Source organism: Streptomyces litchfieldiae, from assembly GCF_031845365.1.
Lineage (GTDB): Bacteria > Actinomycetota > Actinomycetes > Streptomycetales > Streptomycetaceae > Streptomyces > Streptomyces litchfieldiae.
In genome coordinates this window covers 69,372-85,842 of sequence record NZ_JAVREL010000015.1, presented here as the reverse complement: position 1 = coordinate 85,842, position 16,471 = coordinate 69,372, and the positions used below count along the sequence as shown (strand labels likewise).

At 73.2% G+C, this 16,471-nt stretch carries 15 protein-coding genes and 1 pseudogene; 8 read left to right on the top strand and 8 right to left on the bottom strand.

Annotation, left to right across the window (positions count from 1 at the left end; translation table 11 throughout):
* Positions 1 to 18: 18 nt before the first annotated feature.
* A complete protein-coding gene (locus RM590_RS24015) occupies positions 19 to 2,649 on the bottom strand; it encodes a cellulose binding domain-containing protein (RefSeq protein ID WP_311706865.1) in 2,631 nt (876 codons plus the stop codon).
* Between the two features lie 239 nt (positions 2,650 to 2,888).
* Between RM590_RS24015 and RM590_RS24010 the strand changes: the two genes are divergently transcribed.
* Positions 2,889 to 4,133, top strand: coding sequence for a glycoside hydrolase family 10 protein (locus tag RM590_RS24010; protein WP_311706767.1), 1,245 nt, complete (start codon positions 2,889 to 2,891; stop codon positions 4,131 to 4,133).
* A gap of 97 nt (positions 4,134 to 4,230) precedes the next feature.
* On the opposite strand, the gene RM590_RS24005 is transcribed toward RM590_RS24010, so the two are convergent.
* Together RM590_RS24005 and RM590_RS24000 are read right to left on the bottom strand one after the other, a co-directional pair.
* On the bottom strand, positions 4,231 to 4,428 hold the full coding sequence (locus RM590_RS24005) for a DUF1918 domain-containing protein (RefSeq protein WP_311706766.1): 198 nt from the start codon (positions 4,426 to 4,428) through the stop codon (positions 4,231 to 4,233).
* 55 nt (positions 4,429 to 4,483) lie between these two features.
* Positions 4,484 to 5,422, bottom strand: coding sequence for a DMT family transporter (locus tag RM590_RS24000; RefSeq protein ID WP_311706765.1), 939 nt, complete (start codon positions 5,420 to 5,422; stop codon positions 4,484 to 4,486).
* Between RM590_RS24000 and RM590_RS23995 the strand changes: the two genes are divergently transcribed.
* The 3 genes from RM590_RS23995 to RM590_RS23985 all read left to right on the top strand — a co-directional run bounded on the left by RM590_RS23995 (position 5,421) and on the right by RM590_RS23985 (position 8,020).
* Entirely contained in the window at positions 5,421 to 6,875 is a 1,455-nt protein-coding gene (locus RM590_RS23995; RefSeq protein ID WP_311706764.1) for an aminotransferase-like domain-containing protein, read from the top strand. The genes RM590_RS24000 and RM590_RS23995 overlap by 2 nt on opposite strands.
* A gap of 91 nt (positions 6,876 to 6,966) precedes the next feature.
* Positions 6,967 to 7,527, top strand: a complete 561-nt coding sequence (locus RM590_RS23990; protein ID WP_311706763.1) for a histidine phosphatase family protein — start codon at positions 6,967 to 6,969, stop codon at positions 7,525 to 7,527.
* 94 nt (positions 7,528 to 7,621) lie between these two features.
* On the top strand, positions 7,622 to 8,020 hold the full coding sequence (locus RM590_RS23985; RefSeq protein ID WP_311706762.1) for a thiol-disulfide oxidoreductase DCC family protein: 399 nt from the start codon (positions 7,622 to 7,624) through the stop codon (positions 8,018 to 8,020).
* A 62-nt stretch (positions 8,021 to 8,082) separates the two neighbouring features.
* Here the strand turns inward: RM590_RS23985 and RM590_RS23980 are convergent, their stop codons facing one another.
* Positions 8,083 to 8,511, bottom strand: coding sequence for a YybH family protein (locus RM590_RS23980; protein WP_311706761.1), 429 nt, complete (start codon positions 8,509 to 8,511; stop codon positions 8,083 to 8,085).
* 24 nt (positions 8,512 to 8,535) lie between these two features.
* Between RM590_RS23980 and RM590_RS23975 the strand changes: the two genes are divergently transcribed.
* Genes RM590_RS23975 through RM590_RS23965 form a run of 3 tightly spaced genes read left to right on the top strand, consistent with a single transcriptional unit; the run spans position 8,536 to position 10,201 of the window.
* Entirely contained in the window at positions 8,536 to 9,012 is a 477-nt protein-coding gene (locus tag RM590_RS23975; RefSeq protein ID WP_311706760.1) for a winged helix-turn-helix transcriptional regulator, read from the top strand.
* Entirely contained in the window at positions 9,009 to 9,425 is a 417-nt protein-coding gene (locus RM590_RS23970) for a hypothetical protein (RefSeq protein ID WP_394813959.1), read from the top strand. The genes RM590_RS23975 and RM590_RS23970 overlap by 4 nt, the downstream gene beginning before the upstream one ends.
* Positions 9,422 to 10,201, top strand: a complete 780-nt coding sequence (locus RM590_RS23965) for a 2-phosphosulfolactate phosphatase (RefSeq protein WP_311706759.1) — start codon at positions 9,422 to 9,424, stop codon at positions 10,199 to 10,201. Before RM590_RS23970 ends, RM590_RS23965 begins: the two co-directional genes overlap by 4 nt.
* A gap of 40 nt (positions 10,202 to 10,241) precedes the next feature.
* On the opposite strand, the gene RM590_RS23960 is transcribed toward RM590_RS23965, so the two are convergent.
* The 3 genes from RM590_RS23960 to RM590_RS23950 all read right to left on the bottom strand — a co-directional run bounded on the left by RM590_RS23960 (position 10,242) and on the right by RM590_RS23950 (position 13,718).
* Positions 10,242 to 12,674: an excinuclease ABC subunit UvrA gene (locus RM590_RS23960; RefSeq protein WP_311706758.1), complete on the bottom strand. Its 2,433-nt coding sequence runs from the start codon at positions 12,672 to 12,674 to the stop codon at positions 10,242 to 10,244.
* Positions 12,675 to 12,828: 154 nt separating this feature from the next.
* Positions 12,829 to 13,263, bottom strand: a complete 435-nt coding sequence (locus tag RM590_RS23955; protein ID WP_311706757.1) for a VOC family protein — start codon at positions 13,261 to 13,263, stop codon at positions 12,829 to 12,831.
* Between the two features lie 5 nt (positions 13,264 to 13,268).
* Entirely contained in the window at positions 13,269 to 13,718 is a 450-nt protein-coding gene (locus RM590_RS23950) for a helix-turn-helix transcriptional regulator (RefSeq protein ID WP_311706756.1), read from the bottom strand.
* A gap of 117 nt (positions 13,719 to 13,835) precedes the next feature.
* Here RM590_RS23950 and RM590_RS23945 point away from each other — a divergent pair.
* A pseudogene (locus RM590_RS23945) lies at positions 13,836 to 14,237 on the top strand (IS5/IS1182 family transposase); the annotation flags it as partial.
* A 297-nt stretch (positions 14,238 to 14,534) separates the two neighbouring features.
* Here RM590_RS23945 and RM590_RS23940 read toward each other — a convergent pair.
* Positions 14,535 to 16,019, bottom strand: a complete 1,485-nt coding sequence (locus RM590_RS23940; RefSeq protein WP_449657250.1) for an Hsp70 family protein — start codon at positions 16,017 to 16,019, stop codon at positions 14,535 to 14,537.
* Positions 16,020 to 16,471 lie beyond the last annotated feature (452 nt).

The window sequence follows — 16,471 nt, the reverse complement described above, 5'->3', positions numbered from 1 at the left end:
GTGCGGTGGCGCGGTGGTTCAGCCGGTCGTGCAGGCCCCGCCGTTGATCTCGAAGGCGGCCGGCACCCCATTGCTGCCCGACCAGCTGCCGACGAACCCGATGGTCGCCGAGCTGCCGGGGGACAGCGACCTGTTCCAGGCCGCCGGGCCGACCGCGACCTCGGCACCGGTCTGGGTGAAGGTGCCGTTCCACAACTGGCTGATCCGCTGCCCGGAGGGGAACGACCAGGTCAGCTCCCAGTCGGTCAGCGGCTGGGTCCCGGTGTTGGCCACCGTGACCTCGCCCTGGAAGCCGCCCGACCACTCACCGGTCACCCGGTAGCCGACCTTGCACGCGCCGGTCGGCGGGTCGGGATCCGGGTCCGGGTCCGGATCGGTCCCCGGGTCGCCGCCGGGCTCGGAGGTGTCGCCGTAGATGACACCGCGGCCGTTGGTGGCGATGTAGACCCGCCCGAACACGTCCGGGTCACCGGTGATGGCTGCACCGGTCCAGGCCCACTGGTGCTCGTCGTCGTTGATCCGCACCCAGGTCTGGCCCGCGTCGGTGGAACGGAAGATGCCGCGCACGCCGTCCACGACCGCGCTGCTGTAGAGCGTGTGGTAGGAGGCGCCCGTGGCCGCCTTGCCGAAACCGATGTTGTCGGCCTCGATGCCGGCGATCTCGGTGAACGTGGCGCCGGCGTCCGTGGAGTGCCACAGGCCGCCGCCGGCCAGCCACACGTCGCCGCTCTTGCCCGGCACCGCCGCGAACCGGACGTCACCGGTCGGCAGACCCGTGGCGGCCGAGGCAGTGAACGTCGCGCCGCCGTCGGTGCTGACGTAGAACGTGCCCCCGGCGACGCCGTAGAAGACGTCCGGGTCCACCCGGTCGGCCTCGACCCGGGCGCCCTGCGGCAGGCCCTGGGACGCGGTCCAGCTGTTGCCGAAGCCCACCGAGTAGTGGGCCCCGGCGCCCTCCGCCGGGCTCCACACGAAGCGGCTGCCGTCCGCCGCCGCGGCCACCGTGCCGCCGACCGCGCCGCTGGGCGCGGTGCCCTGGAACCAGTTCGACCCGCCGTCGGTCGAGAAGCCGACCGTGGGCTCGGTGCCGTCGCCGACGTGGTTGCCGACGCGGACCACCGTGGCCGGGGCCAGCTCGGCGAAGTCCAGGCTGGTCGTGGTCCCGAAGGCCGGGAACATCGTCGACGGGATCTGCTCCACGTCCGTGTGCCGGAAGCCGCCGATGTCGCCCAGGCCGCTGAGCAGTTCGGCGCCCGAGGGCGGGCTGGCCAGGTCCAGCGCGGCCGTCTCCTCCAGGCCCCGGACCATCGGCCGGATGGTGAAGGTCTGGTCGCTGTCCCAGTTCGTGAGCTCGGTCGTGCCGTAGATCGTCGCGCCGGTGCCGTACATCATCCGGTCCGGGTTGAACGGGTCGATCTCCATCGCCTCGGTCATCCACCCGAGCTTCGGCGACTCCTCCGGCGGCTGCGGGTTCGCGCCGAACGTCAGCCACGGCACGTCGGAGATGTCCATGGCGTAGCGCTTGTTCCGCTCCGGGTAGTTGCCCCAGGACCAGGACGCCGTCCAGTTCTCGCCGCTGTCGGTGGAACGGAAGATCTGGGTGTCCGGCCACCACGAGCTGTACCCCGTGACCATCACCGTGCCCGGGTTCTGCCGGTCCACGGTCAGCCCGCTGAAGCCGAACGTGCGGTCGCCTCCGGCCGGCACGGGGGAGACGTCCGTCCAGGTGCCGTCCGCGGTGTCGAACCGCCAGACCTCGCCGTCGGCGCCGGCGTAGGGACCGGGGTTGTCACTGGTGGCGATGTACAGATCGCCGGTCTCCTCGTCCAGCACCCCCTTGTGCGGGAGGTAGCCGGCCGGCTGGCCCGGGACCGCCTCCCACGTCGCGCCCCCGTCGGTGGAGCGGTAGATGCTCTCCTCCAGGTCGGCGACGCCCGCGTAGATGGTCTGCGTCGGGCTGCCCGGGGTGCCGGAACGGGGATCGAACGTCACCCAGGCGACGCCGATGATGTCGTTCTCCAGGCCCGACGGGTCGTCCGGGTTGATGACGTAGTCACCCGGGTTGGGGAAGGAGGTCACCTCGTGCCAGGTGACACCCGCGTCGGTGCTGCGCCACAGGCCCTCGCCGCTGGGCGCGCCGAGGTAGAGCACGTCGTTGTCGTTGGGGTCCACGACCAGGCGCTCGCCCATGCCGCGGCCGGGCATGTTCCCGCCGAGCTTGAACGGCAGCTCGGTGGTCTGCCAGGTCTCGCCCCGGTCCGACGACCGCAGGATCGCGCCGTTGTTGGGGTCCCAGTCGTTGGTGTAGGTGCCGACGGCGGCGTACACCCGGTCCGGGTCCACCGCGTCCGTGGCGATGGAGGCCACGCCCGAGTAGCCCCACTCGTCCCAGCCGACGTGGTCCAGCAGGGGGACCCACTCCTGCGCCGCCTCGTTCCAGCGGTAGGCGCCGCCGATGTCGGTCCGGGCGTAGGCGAGGTTCGGCTCGGAGCGGTTGAAGACGATGCCCGGCACGAAGCCGCCACCGCCGATCTGGACGTTGTCCCACGCGTAGCTCTCGGCCACCGCGGCGGAGGCCGCGGGGGCGGACTCCTCCTCGGCCACGGCCGTGGAAGCACTGGCGGTGAGCAGCCCGCCCGTGAGTGCCATGCCGGCCAGCAAAGCGATGGCCGGTCTCCCTGTGCGCACGCTGGCGCTCCTCTCCGTACTCATCCGCCAAGGCGGCGGTTTGGGGGGTGGTCAAGCGGTGGGAGCGCTCCCAGGTACGTGTCGCCGATGTTAACTATCGAATGTTGTTCGCATAAGGGTGTGTCACGGGGCTTTGTGAGCCGGGACTTGGTCACGCTGAGCGGGGCATGCATCACGAAGCGAGACGAAGGGGGCATCACATGGGACGCATCACCCGCAGAGGGCTGGCCGTCGCGGCGGTCGGCACGCTGGCCGGAACGCTGACGCTCAGTCAGGCATCCGCGCAGCCGGGGCCATTCGCGCGGCGGGGCCGCGGCCGGTCCGGTCCCCGCGCATCCGCAGACGTGCGCGGGATGTGGATCGCGACCTTGGCCAACATCGACTGGCCCGCCGCGCAGGGCCTGTCGCCCGCCGACGCCCAGGCTGAGCTCACCGGGCTGTTGGACACGGCGGCGGACTGGGGGCTCAACACCGTTTTCCTCCAGGTCAGGCCGACCGCCGACGCGCTGTGGCCCTCGCCCTTCGAGCCGTGGTCGCAGTGGCTGACCGGGGTACCGGGCCGGGACCCGGGCTGGGATCCGCTGGACTTCGCGGTGCGGGAGGCCCACGACCGCGGGCTGGCCCTGCACACCTGGTTCAACCCGTACCGCGTCGCGACCCACGACGACCCCGGGAAGCTGGCGGAGGGGCATCCCGTCCGGGACCACCCGGGCTGGGCCGTTCCCTATGGCGGGCGGCTCTACTACAACCCCGGGCTCCCCGAGGTGCGGGCGTTCGTCCAGGACGCGATGATGCACGCGGTCGAGTCGTACGAGATCGACGGGGTGCACTGGGACGACTACTTCTACCCGTACCCGGTGGCGGGCGAGGAGTTCGACGACGACGCGGCGTTCCGCGAGCACGGCGGCGGATACGAGGACCGCGGCGACTGGCGGCGGCACAACATCGACCTGCTGGTACGGGAGATGCGCGACCGGGTCCGGGCGGCGCGGCCCGGCGTCCCGTTCGGCGTAAGCCCGTTCGCCATCTGGCGCAACAGGGCCACCGACCCGCTCGGGTCCGACACCGACGGCGGCGTGCAGACGTATGACGACCTGTACGCGGACGTCCGGACCTGGGTGAAGGAGGGCTGGCTGGACTATGTGGTGCCGCAGGTCTACTGGCACATCGGGAACACCGCGGCGGACTACGCCACGCTGGTCCGCTGGTGGTCGGACGTCGCCGAGGGCACGGATGTCGCGCTGTACATCGGCGAGGCCCTCTACAAGGCGGGCGATCCCGCGCAGCCCGAGGCCTGGCAGGATCCGGCCGAGCTGTCGCGGCATCTGACGCTCTGCCGGGACCACGCGCCGGTCGGCGGGAACGTCTTCTACTCCGCCAGCCAGGTGCTGTCCGATCCCATCGGGGCGATGAGCCGGGTGTTCGAGGACCACTACCGGGGCTGACCCGCCCGGCCGTTCCGCCGGTCGCGGGTCAACTCCGATGTGCCAGGGCGTCCTTGGGGCCGGGCGAGGAGCCGGGGCCCGGCCCGGGGCGCCGGGGTCAGCGGCGGCGCTTCTTGCCCGGCTCGACCACGGAGTCCGGGCCCGGGGACATCACGCTCTCGTGGCCGTCCGCCGAGCGCACGCGGTAGGGGGGCTCCCCGTCGGGGCCCAGGACCTCCACGATCTCGGTCACCCGGTCCCGCTGTCCTACGGTCCGGCCGTGCGTCACGACGCGGTCGCCAGTCTTCGCCTGCATCAGGAGAACCCTCCTGTCGCCCATCACTGTGATGCCCGTCACTCGTTCTCCCAGTCTACGGCCGGCCGGCCCGTCCGGCACCGTGAGCCCGCTGGGTGACGGCGATGCAGGCCAGCACGGCGACGGCGGCGACCGGCGCGGCGGGGGACAGCGGCTCGCCGAGCAGGGCCACGGACCACACCACGGTCAGCAGCGGCTGGGCCAACTGGAGCTGGCTGGCCCGGGCGACGCCGGCCCGGGCCAGGCCGCGGTACCAGACGACCATGCCCAGCAGGCTGGAGCCCGTCGCCAGCCAGAGCAGCCCGGCCGCCGTCTGGCCGGTCAGCCGGGCGGGCTCGGCCAGCAGCGCGATCGCCAGGCCGGGCACGGCGAGCGGCAGACAGCCGGCCAGGCCCCAGGAGATCACCTGCCAGCCCGGCATCAGCCCGGCGAGCCGGGCGCCCTCACCGTAGCCGGCCGCGCAGATCAGCAGCGCGGCGAACAGGTAGAGGTCGCCGGCCGTGGGCGCGCCGCCGCTCTGGTGTATCGCGAAGGCGAGCACGACGGCGGCGCCGGCCGCCGCCGCGCCCCAGAAGGCGGGCGCGGGGCGGTGGCCGGTGCGCGCCGCGGCGTAGCCGGCGGTGGTCAGCGGCAGCAGCCCGACGACGACGGCCGCGTGGGCGGTGCCGGAGGTCTGGAGCGCGAGGGTGGTCAGCAGCGGGAAGCCGGCCACGCAGCCAGCGGCGACCAGGGCCAGGCCCGGCCAGTGCCGGCGGGCGGGGAGGGGGACGCGCGCGACCGTCAGACAGCAGCCGGCGATGAGGGCGGCGAGCACGGTGCGGGCGGTGGTCACCGTCCAGGGGCCGAGGCCGTCCATGGCCCAGACGGTGGCGGGGAAGGTGAGGGAGAACGCGGTGACTCCCGCGGCTGCCAGGAGCAGCCCGGCGCGGTCCCGGCCTCGGCGGGCTGGGATCGCTACTCGAACCGGTGCGATAGCGCTATTCTCTGCTGTCATGAATCAGGGTAGCAGCGTGGCCGAGTTGACCGCTGTCCTGCGTGGTGAGCTGAAGCGCTACTCGGTGGGGGAGAAGTTGCCGCCGAGTCGGGAGCTTGTCGAGCGGTACCGGGTCAGCCCGGTCACCGTCTCGCGGGCGCTGGGCGCGCTGGCCGCCGAGGGGCTGGTCGTCACCCGGCCCGGCGCGGGCGCGTTCCGGTCCGAGCCGCGGGCCGCCCGGCCGCGCCGCGGGGACGTGAGCTGGCAGGAGGTCACGCTGACCGCCGTGGCGGCCCCCGATCAGGTGCCGCGCACCGTGGACGCCCAGGGGGTGCTGGCCACGCTGGACGCCCCGCCGCCGGGCGTGATCGAGTTCAGCGGCGGCTATCCGGCGCCCGGGCTGCGGCCCGAACGCGCGCTGGCCGCCGCGCTGGCCCGGGCCGGCCGGCGGCCGGGCGCCTGGGACCGCCCGCCGATGGACGGACTGGCCGAGCTGCGGGCGTGGTTCGCCCGCGCCATCGACGACGGCGCCGGCACCGTCGCCGCCTCCGACGTGCTGATCACGGCCGGCGGCCAGAGCGCGCTCAGCACCGCGCTGCGCGCCCTCGCGCCGCCGGGCGCGCCGGTGCTCGTCGAGTCGCCGACCTATCCGGGGATGCTGGCAGTGGCGCGCGCCGCGGGCCTGCGGCCGGTGCCGGTGCCGGTGGACGCCGACGGCGTCCGGCCCGAGCTGCTGGAGCGGGCCCTGCGGGACAGCGGGGCGCGGGTCTTCGTCTGCCAGCCCCTCTTCCAGAACCCGACGGGCGCGGTGCTGTCCGCCGCGCGCCGGCGCGAGGTCTTGGCGGTGGCGCGCGCGGCCGGCGCGTTCGTCGTCGAGGACGACTTCGCCCGCCGTCTCGCCCACGAGGACGCCGGACCGCTGCCGCCGACGCTCGCCGCCGAGGATCCCGACGGCACGGTGGTGCACGTCTGCTCGCTCACCAAGGTCACCTCGCCCAGCCTCCGGGTCGGCGCCCTCGCGGCGCGCGGCCCAGTGGGTGAGCGGCTGCGCGCGATCCAGGTCGTGGACAGCTTCTTCGTGCCCCGGCCGCTCCAGGAGGCCGCCCTCGAACTGGTCGGCGCGCCCGCCTGGGGCCGCCATCTGCGCCTGCTTTCCCGGGAGTTGACGCTGCGCCGGGAAGCCATGACCGCCGCCCTGGCCGGGGAGCTGCCCCGGCTGTCGGCGCCGTATGTGCCGCGGGGCGGCTACCACCTGTGGCTGGGCCTGCCGGCGGGCGCCGACGAGACCGCGCTGGCCGGCGCCGCGCTGCGGGCCGGGGTCGCGATCGCCGCCGGCCGGCCCTACTTCGCGGCCGAGCGGCCCGCCCCGCACATCCGGCTCGGCTTCGTGTCCGTCGCCGGGCCGGCCGAGATCGCCGAGGGCGTGCACCGCCTGCGCCGCGCCTGTGAGGAGGTGCTCGGCGCGGCGCCGTGACCAGGCGATCCGCACCCCGCCGAAACGATTCCAGCAGCATTTTTACGCTCCGGTAGTGGTGCGGAAAGTTACCGGCTCGTACGATCGCGCCATGCTGGTCACCCTGATAGCCGCCGCCCGCGGTTCGACGGTTTTCGACACTCGTTTCGGTGATGACCGGCCCCTCGACACGGCCGGCTGGCAGGCCGTCGAGCGAGCCGTTCCCACCCTGCTGCCCCTGGCCGCCGCCGAGTTGCGCTACTGCTCGCCGAGCCCGTGCAGCAGGCAGACCGGCGACGCGCTCGGGCTCTCGCCGCTGGCCCAGCCCGCCCTGCGGGACTGCGACATGGGGCGGTGGCAGGGGCTGACGCTCACCGAGGTGACCGCGCGCGAGCCGAGGGCCGTGGACGTCTGGCTGGCCGACCCCCGGTCGGCGCCGCACGGTGGCGAGCCGCTGCTGTCGTTCGTCTCGCGGGTGGGCCGCTGGCTGGACACCCGCCCGGTCGAGGGCGATGGCCGCGTCGTCGCCGTCACCGAACCCTCGGTGATCCGCGCCACCATGCTCTACGCGCTGAAGGCGCCCCCGCAGTCCTACTGGCGCACGGAGGTCCACCCGCTGTCGGTGGTCAGCCTCAGCGGCCGACCGGGCCGGTGGAGCCTGCGGCTGGGCTGAAACGTCCCCGCCCATCGGCTCGTTCCCCGGCTCGGCCCCTCCCGTGGGCGGCCCCCCCGGCCGGGCGTTCCGGGCGGCGGGGGAGGATGGGGCCATGCGGACCCCCCCTGTGCTCGTCTACGACGGAGACTGCGCGTTCTGCACCTCTTCCGTGCAGTTCGCCGAGCGGCGCGTCCGGCCGCGCTGCGAGATCGTGCCCTGGCAGTTCGCCGATCTCGACGGCCTGGGCGTCACCCGCCGCCGGGCGGAGCACGAGGTGCTGTGGGTCACGCCCCGGGGTCGGGTGTACGGCGGCGCGCGGGCCGTTGCCAAGGCGCTGTTGAGCGCCGGGGGCGCGTGGGCGGTCCTGGGCGCGGTGCTGTCCCTGCCGGTGGTCCGCTGGGCGGCGCACGGTGCCTACCGGATCATCGCCGTCAACCGCCACCGGATGCCGGGCGGCACCCCGGCCTGCGCGATCCCGGCGAACCGCCGGCCGGGGCGCGTTCCGGACTGATAGGACAGTCGGCGCGCACGGTCGTACCGGCTGATCCAGCGCTCGGTGACGGCGTTTGCCTGTCAACGCGGGGCGTGGGCGGTGCCGAACGGATTGTCGATCACGTAGCGCCACAGGCCGTCCGCGCCACGGCGTGCCACGTCCGTGGCCGTGCCCTCGATGTGGACGTGTTCGCCGTCCGGCCCGGGGCCGTCGATGACCCAGTCGACGATCAGCAGGGCGATGTCGTCGGCGACGTAGGTGTGCCGGGGGAGGACCGTGATCGGCAGGCCCAGGCCGAGGAAGTCGGCCGTGGCCTCGGCCAGGGAGTCACCCGTGACCGGCCGGCCGGGGGCGGGGACGAAGACGGCGCCGGGCTCGTAGACCTGCCCCACCGCGGCGGCGCTGCCGCTGTTGAACGCCTCGGCGAACGCGGCCGGGTGTTGCCCCGGGTCGGTGGTCAGCGAAACAGTGGGGGCATGGCCAGGCACGATGTTCGATTCGATGCTCATGACCGCAGCCAATCCGGCGGCGGCGTGGCTCACCAAACGGAAACCCACGCCGGGACCCCCTCGGGCCGACGCGGCGACTGGGACGGCGAGTTGGTGCCCGACGAGCGCGGGCGCACCGGGCGTCCCGAGCCCGGCTGCCCGGTCGAGGTCGCCCTCGCCGCCGTCGCGGGGCGCTGGACGACGCTCGTGCTGCGGGAGCTGATGCACGGGCCGCACTCCTTCGGCGGCCTGCGTGAGCGGCTGCCCGAGATCAGCGCCAAGGTGCTCACCGACCGGCTGCGCGTGCTGGCGGAGCGCGGTCTGGTGGCCCGCGACCGGCTCGGCGGATTCCCGGTCCGCACCCGTTACCGCCTCACCCCGGCCGGACGTGCCCTGCGGCCCCTGCTCATCGAGCTCTACCGCACCGGGGCGGCCCTGGAGGCGGCGGGCGCGGGGCTTCAGGACCGCTCACCGGCCGGCCCCTGGCAACCGGTCGCGCGCCATGAGATCGTCCGCGAGTGACCGACGCCGCCTCCGGCGAGAGGGTTCTGGCACGACCGGACGACCGGGCCGCGTCCTTCCTCCGCTTCCTGACGGAACTCATCGCCTGGGTGGCCACCCCCTGGGCCCTGGCCGGCCATTCCTGGCTGCTCGCCGCGCTGTCCGTGGCGGTTCTGATCGGCCTTCCGACGCTGTTCGCCACGCCGGGGGACAAGGCGGCGGTGATCATCGCGGTGCCGGGCTGGGCCACGATCCTGCTGGTGCTCCTCCAACTCGTCGCCGCCGTGGTCTCCGCGTGGCTGGCCTGGCCCGGCTGGGCGGCGGTGCCCGTGACGCTGCTGGCCGCGGCCACACTCGGCACGGAACGCCGGCGGTGGCGGTGGCTGCTCTCCGCGAACCACCTCGCCAACCGCGGCGCCGGGTCCGCGTCGTGACGGCGGGTGCGCGGCCGGGCCCCGGGGTGCGGTTCGACTGGGGGCCGGCGGGGGCGAAGCGCCTCGCGGGCGGGGTGTCCTGTCTGGTGGTCGTCGACGTGCTGTCGTTCACCACATCGGTCTCGGTCGCCGTCGAGGCAGGCACCCGGGTGTTCCCCTACGCCTGGCGGGACGGGACCGCCGTGACGTTCGCCGAGCGGGTGGGCGCCCGGCTGGCCGTGGGGCGCCGGGCCACGCGCCCGGACGCGCCGTGGTCACTGTCGCCGGCCGCGCTGCGCCGTGCTCCCTTCACGCCCCGGCTGGTGCTCCCCTCGCCCAACGGATCGGCGATCTCGGCCGCCGCCGACGGGGCGATGGTGGTGGCCGCGTGTCTGCGGAACGGCGCCGCCGTGGGCGCGTGGCTGGCCGAGTACGGCCACGGCACGGCCGAGCGGCCGGTCGGCGTGATCGCCGCCGGGGAACTCCGGCCCGACGGCAGCCTGCGCCGCGCGCTGGAGGATCTGCTCGGGGCCGGGGCGGTGATCGCCGCGCTGCGGGAGAGCGGCCGCGCGTCGCTGTCGCCGGAGGCCGGGACGGCGGCGGACGCGTTCACCTCGTCCGGGGACGTGGCCGGGGACGTTCGGGAGAGCGTGTCCGGGCGGGAGTTGATCGACGGCGGGTTCCCCGACGACGTGTCGATCGCGACGGAGCTGAACGCGTGCCCGCTGGTCCCCGTCCTGACCGACGGCGCCTTCGCGGCGCCGGGCGACGGCCCACAGCCGCCCGGCGCCCCGTGAGGACACGCGTCCCCGGGCGCGGCGTTCGCCGACCACTCGGTCAGGCGCCGACGTAGGCCGCGAGGTGCTCGCCGGTGAGGGTGGAGCGGCCGGCGACGAGGTCGGCCGGTGTGCCCTCGAAGACGATCCGGCCGCCGTCGTGACCCGCGCCGGGGCCGAGGTCGATGATCCAGTCGGCGTGTGCCATGACCGCCTGGTGGTGCTCGATGACGATGACCGACTTGCCGGAGTCGACGAGCCGGTCCAGCAGGCCGAGCAACTGCTCGACATCGGCCAGGTGGAGGCCGGTGGTCGGCTCGTCGAGGATGTAGACACCGCCCTTCTCGGCCATGTGGGTGGCCAGCTTGAGCCGCTGCCGCTCGCCGCCGGACAGCGTGGTGAGCGGCTGGCCGAGGCTGAGGTAGCCGAGGCCGACGTCGGCGAGCCGGTCCAGGATGGCGTGCGCGGCCGGGGTGCGCGCCTCTCCGGAGCCGAAGAACTGCTCGGCCTCGGTCACCGACATCGCGAGCACCTCGCTGATGTCGCGGCCGCCGAGGTGGTATTCCAGCACCGACGCCTGGAACCGCTTGCCCTCGCACTCCTCGCAGGTGGTGGTGACGCCCGCCATCATCCCGAGGTCGGTGTAGATGACGCCGGCGCCGTTGCAGTTGGGGCAGGCGCCCTCGGAGTTGGCGCTGAACAGCGCCGGCTTGACGCCGTTGGCCTTCGCGAACGCCTTGCGGATCGGGTCGAGCAGCCCGGTGTACGTCGCCGGGTTGCTCCGGCGCGAGCCGCGGATCGCGCCCTGGTCGATGGCCACCACTCCGTCCCGGCCGGCCACCGAGCCGTGGATCAGCGAGCTCTTGCCGGAGCCCGCCACGCCGGTGACGGCGACCAGCACGCCGAGCGGGATGTCGACGTCGACGTCGCGCACGTTGTGCGAGGTGGCGCCGCGGATCTCCAACGCGCCGGTGGGCTTCCGCACCGTCTCCTTGAGGGCGGCCCGGTCGTCGAGATGGCGGCCGGTGAGGGTGCCGCCGGCCCGCAGCCCCTCGACCGTGCCCTCGAAGCAGACGGAGCCGCCCGCCGTGCCGGCGCCGGGGCCGAGGTCGACGACGTGGTCGGCGATCGCGATCGACTCGGGCTTGTGCTCCACCACGAGCACCGTGTTGCCCTTGTCCCGCAGCCGCAGCAGCAGGTCGTTCATCCGCTGGATGTCGTGCGGGTGCAGGCCGATGGTGGGCTCGTCGAAGACATAGGTCACGTCGGTGAGCGACGAGCCGAGGTGGCGGATCATCTTCGTGCGCTGAGCCTCGCCGCCCGACAGCGTGCCCGACGGCCGGTCGAGCGAGAGGTAGCCCAGCCCGATCTCCACGAACGAGTCGAGGGTGTGCAGCAGCGTGGCGAGCAGCGGCGCCACCGTCCCCCACGCGTGGCTGACGCCACCGTACGCGCGGGTGGTGCCCCCAGGCTCATCGAGGCCGCGGACCCACTCGGCCAGGTCACTGATCTGCATCGCGCAGGCGTCGGCGATGCTGATCCCGTTGATCTTCGACGACCGGGCCGCCTCGCTGAGCCGGGTGCCGTCGCACTCGGGGCAGGTGGTGAAGGTGACCGCGCGGTCCACGAAGGCCCGGATGTGCGGCTGCATCGCCTCCCGGTCCTTGGAGAGGAACGACTTCTGGACCCGGGGGACCAGCCCCTCGTAGGTCATGTTGACGCCGTTGATCTTCACCTTGCCCGGCTCGCGGTGCAGGAAGTTGTGCAGCTCGGTCTCGGTGTAGTCCCGGATCGGCTTGTCCGGGTCGAAGAAGCCCGACTCGGTGAAGAACCGCACCGACCAGCCGTCGGCCTTGTAGCCGGGGACGGTGATCGCGCCCTCGGCCAGCGACTTGTTCTCGTCGTAGAGCTGGGCGAGGTCGATGTCGGTCACGCTGCCCATGCCCTCGCAGCGCTGGCACATGCCGCCGGTGCGGGTGTAGGTCGCCTTCACGGTCTTGCGGTCGCCGCGCTCGACGGTGATCGCGCCGGACGCCCGGATCGAGGCGACGTTGAAGGAGAACGCGTTGGGCGAGCCTATGTGCGGCTGCCCGAGCCGGCTGAACAGGATGCGCAGCAGCGCGTTGGCGTCGGTGGCGGTGCCGACCGTGGAACGGGCGTTGGCGCCCATCCGCTCCTGGTCGACGATGATCGCGGTCGTCAGCCCTTCCAGCACGTCGACGTCCGGCCGCGCCAGCGTCGGCATGAAGCCCTGGAGGAACGCGCTGTAGGTCTCGTTGATCATCCGCTGCGACTCCGCGGCGATCGTGCCGAACACCAGCGAGCTCTTGCCCGAGCCGGAGACGCCGGTGAACACCGTCAGCCGGCGCTTCGGGATCTCCAGGCTGACGTCCTTGAGGTTGTTCTCGCGGGCGCCCTGCACACGGATCAGTTCGTGGCTGTCGGCGGCGCGCGGCGCGGGCGACCGCGTCTCCGGGCCCGGGGTCATGCTCATCGTTTCCTTCTCCACCTGTGAATGCGGGGCCCGGCTCCGCGGTCTCCGTCGGCGTCGCCCGGCTTCCTCCGACCGGCTTCGATCGGTACATCTGGTCATTCCTCGTCGGTGGCGGCGGGCACCGGGCCGCCGCCACCGACGTCGTGCGCGCGGGTCAGGGCCGCGATCGCCCGGCGGCTCTGCGTGCCTCCTGGATACGGATCAGGTTGCCCGCGGGATCGCGGAAGGCGCAGTCCCGCATGCCGTACGGCTGCTCGGTCGGCTCCTGGACGACCTCGACGTCGTGGGCCCGCACCTTCTCGAAGGTGGCGTCGAGGTCGGTGGTGGCCAGGAGGATCCAGCCGAAGGTGCCCTTGGCCATCATCTCGGTGATGGTGCGGCGCTCGTCGTCAGTGATGCCGGGGTCCGTGGCCGGCGGCGCCAGGAGGATGGACGTGCTGGGCTGGTTCGGCGGGCCGACCGTGATCCAGCGCATCTTGCCGCTGCCGACGTCGTTGCGGACCTCGAAGCCGAGGACGTCGCGGAAGAAGGCCAGGGACGCCTCGGGGTCGTCGTGCGGGAGAAAGCTGGTGTGAATGGTGATGTCCATGGCCATCAGGCTAGGCGCGGCTCGCTGAGCGGGGCTTCTCGATTCCTGATCGGTCTGGTCACCTGTTTCGCCAGGCACGACGGCATGCCCGCCGTCGCCTGGGCGGCCTGGCGCCGGTAGACGCTGGGCGGCACACCGACCAGTTCGGTGAAGCGCGTGCTGAACGTGCCCAGCGACGAGCAGCCGACGGCGAAGCAGACCTCGGTGACGCTGAGGTCGCCACGGCGCAGCAGCGCCATCGCGCGCTCGATGCGCCGCGTCATCAGATAGCCGTAGGGCGACTCGCCGTAGGCGAGCCGGAACTGCCGGCTGAGATGCCCGGCCGACATGTGCGCGTCGCGGGCGAGCGCCTCGACGTCCAGCGGCCGCGCGTACTCCCGGTCGATCCGGTCGCGGACGCGGCGCAGCCGCGCGAGGTTCCGCAGGTGCTGTTCGGTGGTGGTGGTGCTGGTCACGTGGGCATGGTGGCACGCCGCACCGACAGTGCCCAGCGGGAGAGCCACCCGCCGGCCGATGTCACAGCCGTGGGACTGAGCGCCTCAGCTTACGGGTTTCGCCATACGTGACGCCCGGGCGCGACGGCTCACCGGCGGTTCGCCGAGTGGGCGAAGGCCGGAAGTCTGGGCCGGGCTCCACTGCTTGGTCCTGGAGGAACCCGGCTCCCGCGGTGAGTTGGACCGGACCCGCTGCCCCGTCGACGCCGTGAACGTACGAGCTTGGAAAAGGGAGACCTGACAGGTCCGCATCCTGTCGACCGGGGCAGGTACGGCTCGAAGATCCATCCGACCACCGAACGGGCCGCCGTGGACGGCGACGCCGCGACAAGGGATACGACTACTCCCACCTGCGACGATGGCTGTGCGAGTGGGCATCGCACATCGTATCGTCGGCAAGGGCGCCGAGACCTCACAGCGACTGGGCGCCACCGCTGGACCAACGCACACACCATGGCCTGGCCCGGCGGCTGCCGCCGCCCCACAGCCGCCTTCACCAGTATCGCCTGCCCTTGTCCGCCACTGCGGACTGACCACATGAGACGAGCCCTTAGGGCCTGTATCGAGTTCCCGCCCGGGCCCGCGACGCCAGTCACGGCACCTCGCCGCTCCCCCAGACTCCGTCTGGGAGGTGCCCCCAGCCGAATCGCGCGAATACGGCCGGGTATGAGCTGCGATCCGGTGCCTTGCTGGGGGTACCTCCCAGGCCCCCAAGGGCCTGGGGGGGCACCGCGTCTGACGCCGCGGGCTGATCCGACCGGGAACTCGATACAGGCCCTAGAAGGCTTGAGTCGCAGGGGCGAGACCGCGCAGGCCGGCCCAGCGGGAGGAGCGGAGGAGCGCGGCCGCCCGTTCCATCGTCGCCTGGTCGATGGTGACGGCCGTCTCGTTGCCCGTGCCCAGGTCCCTGACCGTGATGTGGAGAATGCTGTTGGCGTCGCAGTCGGCCGTCACCTCGATCTGCGGCACGCCGCGGGGAGCGGGTGGCAGGGCGAGTTCGAGGACCGCAAGGGTCCGGTTGCGAGCCGCGTCCTCCCGCTCGCCCTCCACGACGTGGAGCACCGCCGTGGGCTGGTGGTCCGTGTGCGTGGTGAAGATCTCGGAGCGCTTCGTGGGGAACGTCGTGTTCCGCTCGATCAGCTTCGTCGTGGTCCCCTCGTTGGTTTCGATGCCGATCGAGTAGGGGGTGGCATCGAGGAGCGTCATGTCCTTCACCTCACCGGTCAGGATGCCCGCCTGAAAAACGGCGCCGCTGGCGACAGCCCCGGGGATCGGGCCCCGGTAGGGCTCACGGCCGTCCGTGAGCCGGCGGATCAGGTCGCCCACCGCGGGCATCCGGGCGGCGCCGCCCGTCAGAACGACCCGGTCGATGTCGGCGAGCGTGTGCTCGGCGTCGGCGAGGACGCGTTCGACGGGGGTTCGGCAGCGTTCCAGCAGATCCCGGGTGAGCGTCTCGAACTCCTCGCGGGTCAGATCCTCTTCGAGGTGGACGGGACCGTCCGGTCCAATGGCGAGGTAGGGCAGCCGGAGGGGCGTGGTGTGCGCCGCCGACAGCTCGATCTTCGCCGCCTCGGCCGCCTCGCGCAGCCGCTGGGTCGCGGCGAAGTCGCCGGTGAGATCCACGCCGTGCCGCCGCCGTACGCGCTCGGTCAGGTGCTCGACGATCCGCAGGTCCCAGTCGTCGCCGCCGAGCCGGCTGTCGCCGGCGGTGGCCTTGACGTACACGACACCGTCGCCGAGTCCGATGAGGGAGACGTCGAGGGTGCCCCCGCCGAGATCGAAGATCAGGACGGTGCAGTCGTCCCGGTGCGGGCCGTAGGCCATCGCCACGGCCGAGGGCTCGTTGATCAGCCGCAGGACGTTGAGCCCGGCCTGCCCGGCGGCCCGGACCAGCGCGGCCCGCTGGTCGCGACGGAAACCGGCGGGCACCGCCAGCACCGCGTCGGTGACCGGGCAGCCGAGGTATGCCTCGGCGTCCTGGCGCAGGCGGGCGAGAACCAGCCCGGCGACGTCCTCGGCGGTCAGCCGGATGTCGCCCCGCGTGACACGCCAGCCGGTGCCCAGCTTCAGCTTGGCGGCGCGCGGGGTGTAACCGGGGTTGGTGAGGGCCTGCCGCTCGGCGGCCGTGTCGACGAGGACGTCCCCCTCGGCGGTGAGGGCCACCAGGCTGGGAGTGGTGTGCGCGCCCTGGGCGTTGGGGATCAGCGAGACCTCGCCCCCTTCCAGGACGGCGACGGCCGAGTTCGTCGTGCCGAAGTCGATGCCGATGGCCCGACGCCCCGCCCACCGCCCGCGCCGCCGCCACCTCCCGCGTGAACCGCCGCCGGAACTCCCCCTGCCGCGCCAGATGTGGATACACCACCTTCACCGCCACCGCCCGCCCACTCGGCGACCGGCCCAGGAACACCTCGCCCATCCCGCCGGCACCCAGCCGGCCCCGCAACCCGAACCCACCCACCTTCTCCGGGTCCCCGGCCCTCAGCGGCTCCACCCCGGCCCCCTTCCTCACCCTGCACCCATGGCCCGGCGCCAACATCCGGCGCCCCCACGCAGGTTACGTGCCCCCGGCTCCCGCCGTGCCCAGCCAGAGGGCCAAGTTCACCGTGCGCGCCCCGCATCCGGATGTGCCTGGCCGTACTTGCCGGGAGACGCGGACGGCAGTTGCCGCCAGGCGCAGCCCGAGGTGGCGACGCACACGATCGCGGCCAGTACCA

Excerpts from the sequence above, each read along its gene's own strand:
- RM590_RS23980 (WP_311706761.1), bottom strand. The coding sequence starts at position 8,511 with ATGAGCATCGAATCGAACATCGTGCCTGGCCATGCCCCCACTGTTTCG.
- RM590_RS23985 (WP_311706762.1), top strand. The coding sequence starts at position 7,622 with ATGCGGACCCCCCCTGTGCTCGTCTACGACGGAGACTGCGCGTTCTGC.
- RM590_RS24010 (WP_311706767.1), top strand. The coding sequence starts at position 2,889 with ATGGGACGCATCACCCGCAGAGGGCTGGCCGTCGCGGCGGTCGGCACG.
- RM590_RS24000 (WP_311706765.1), bottom strand. The coding sequence starts at position 5,422 with ATGACAGCAGAGAATAGCGCTATCGCACCGGTTCGAGTAGCGATCCCA.
- RM590_RS23955 (WP_311706757.1), bottom strand. The coding sequence starts at position 13,263 with ATGGACATCACCATTCACACCAGCTTTCTCCCGCACGACGACCCCGAG.
- RM590_RS23990 (WP_311706763.1), top strand. The coding sequence starts at position 6,967 with ATGCTGGTCACCCTGATAGCCGCCGCCCGCGGTTCGACGGTTTTCGAC.
- RM590_RS23995 (WP_311706764.1), top strand. The coding sequence starts at position 5,421 with ATGAATCAGGGTAGCAGCGTGGCCGAGTTGACCGCTGTCCTGCGTGGT.
- RM590_RS24005 (WP_311706766.1), bottom strand. The coding sequence starts at position 4,428 with ATGCAGGCGAAGACTGGCGACCGCGTCGTGACGCACGGCCGGACCGTA.
- RM590_RS23960 (WP_311706758.1), bottom strand. The coding sequence starts at position 12,674 with ATGAGCATGACCCCGGGCCCGGAGACGCGGTCGCCCGCGCCGCGCGCC.
- RM590_RS24015 (WP_311706865.1), bottom strand. The coding sequence starts at position 2,649 with ATGGCACTCACGGGCGGGCTGCTCACCGCCAGTGCTTCCACGGCCGTG.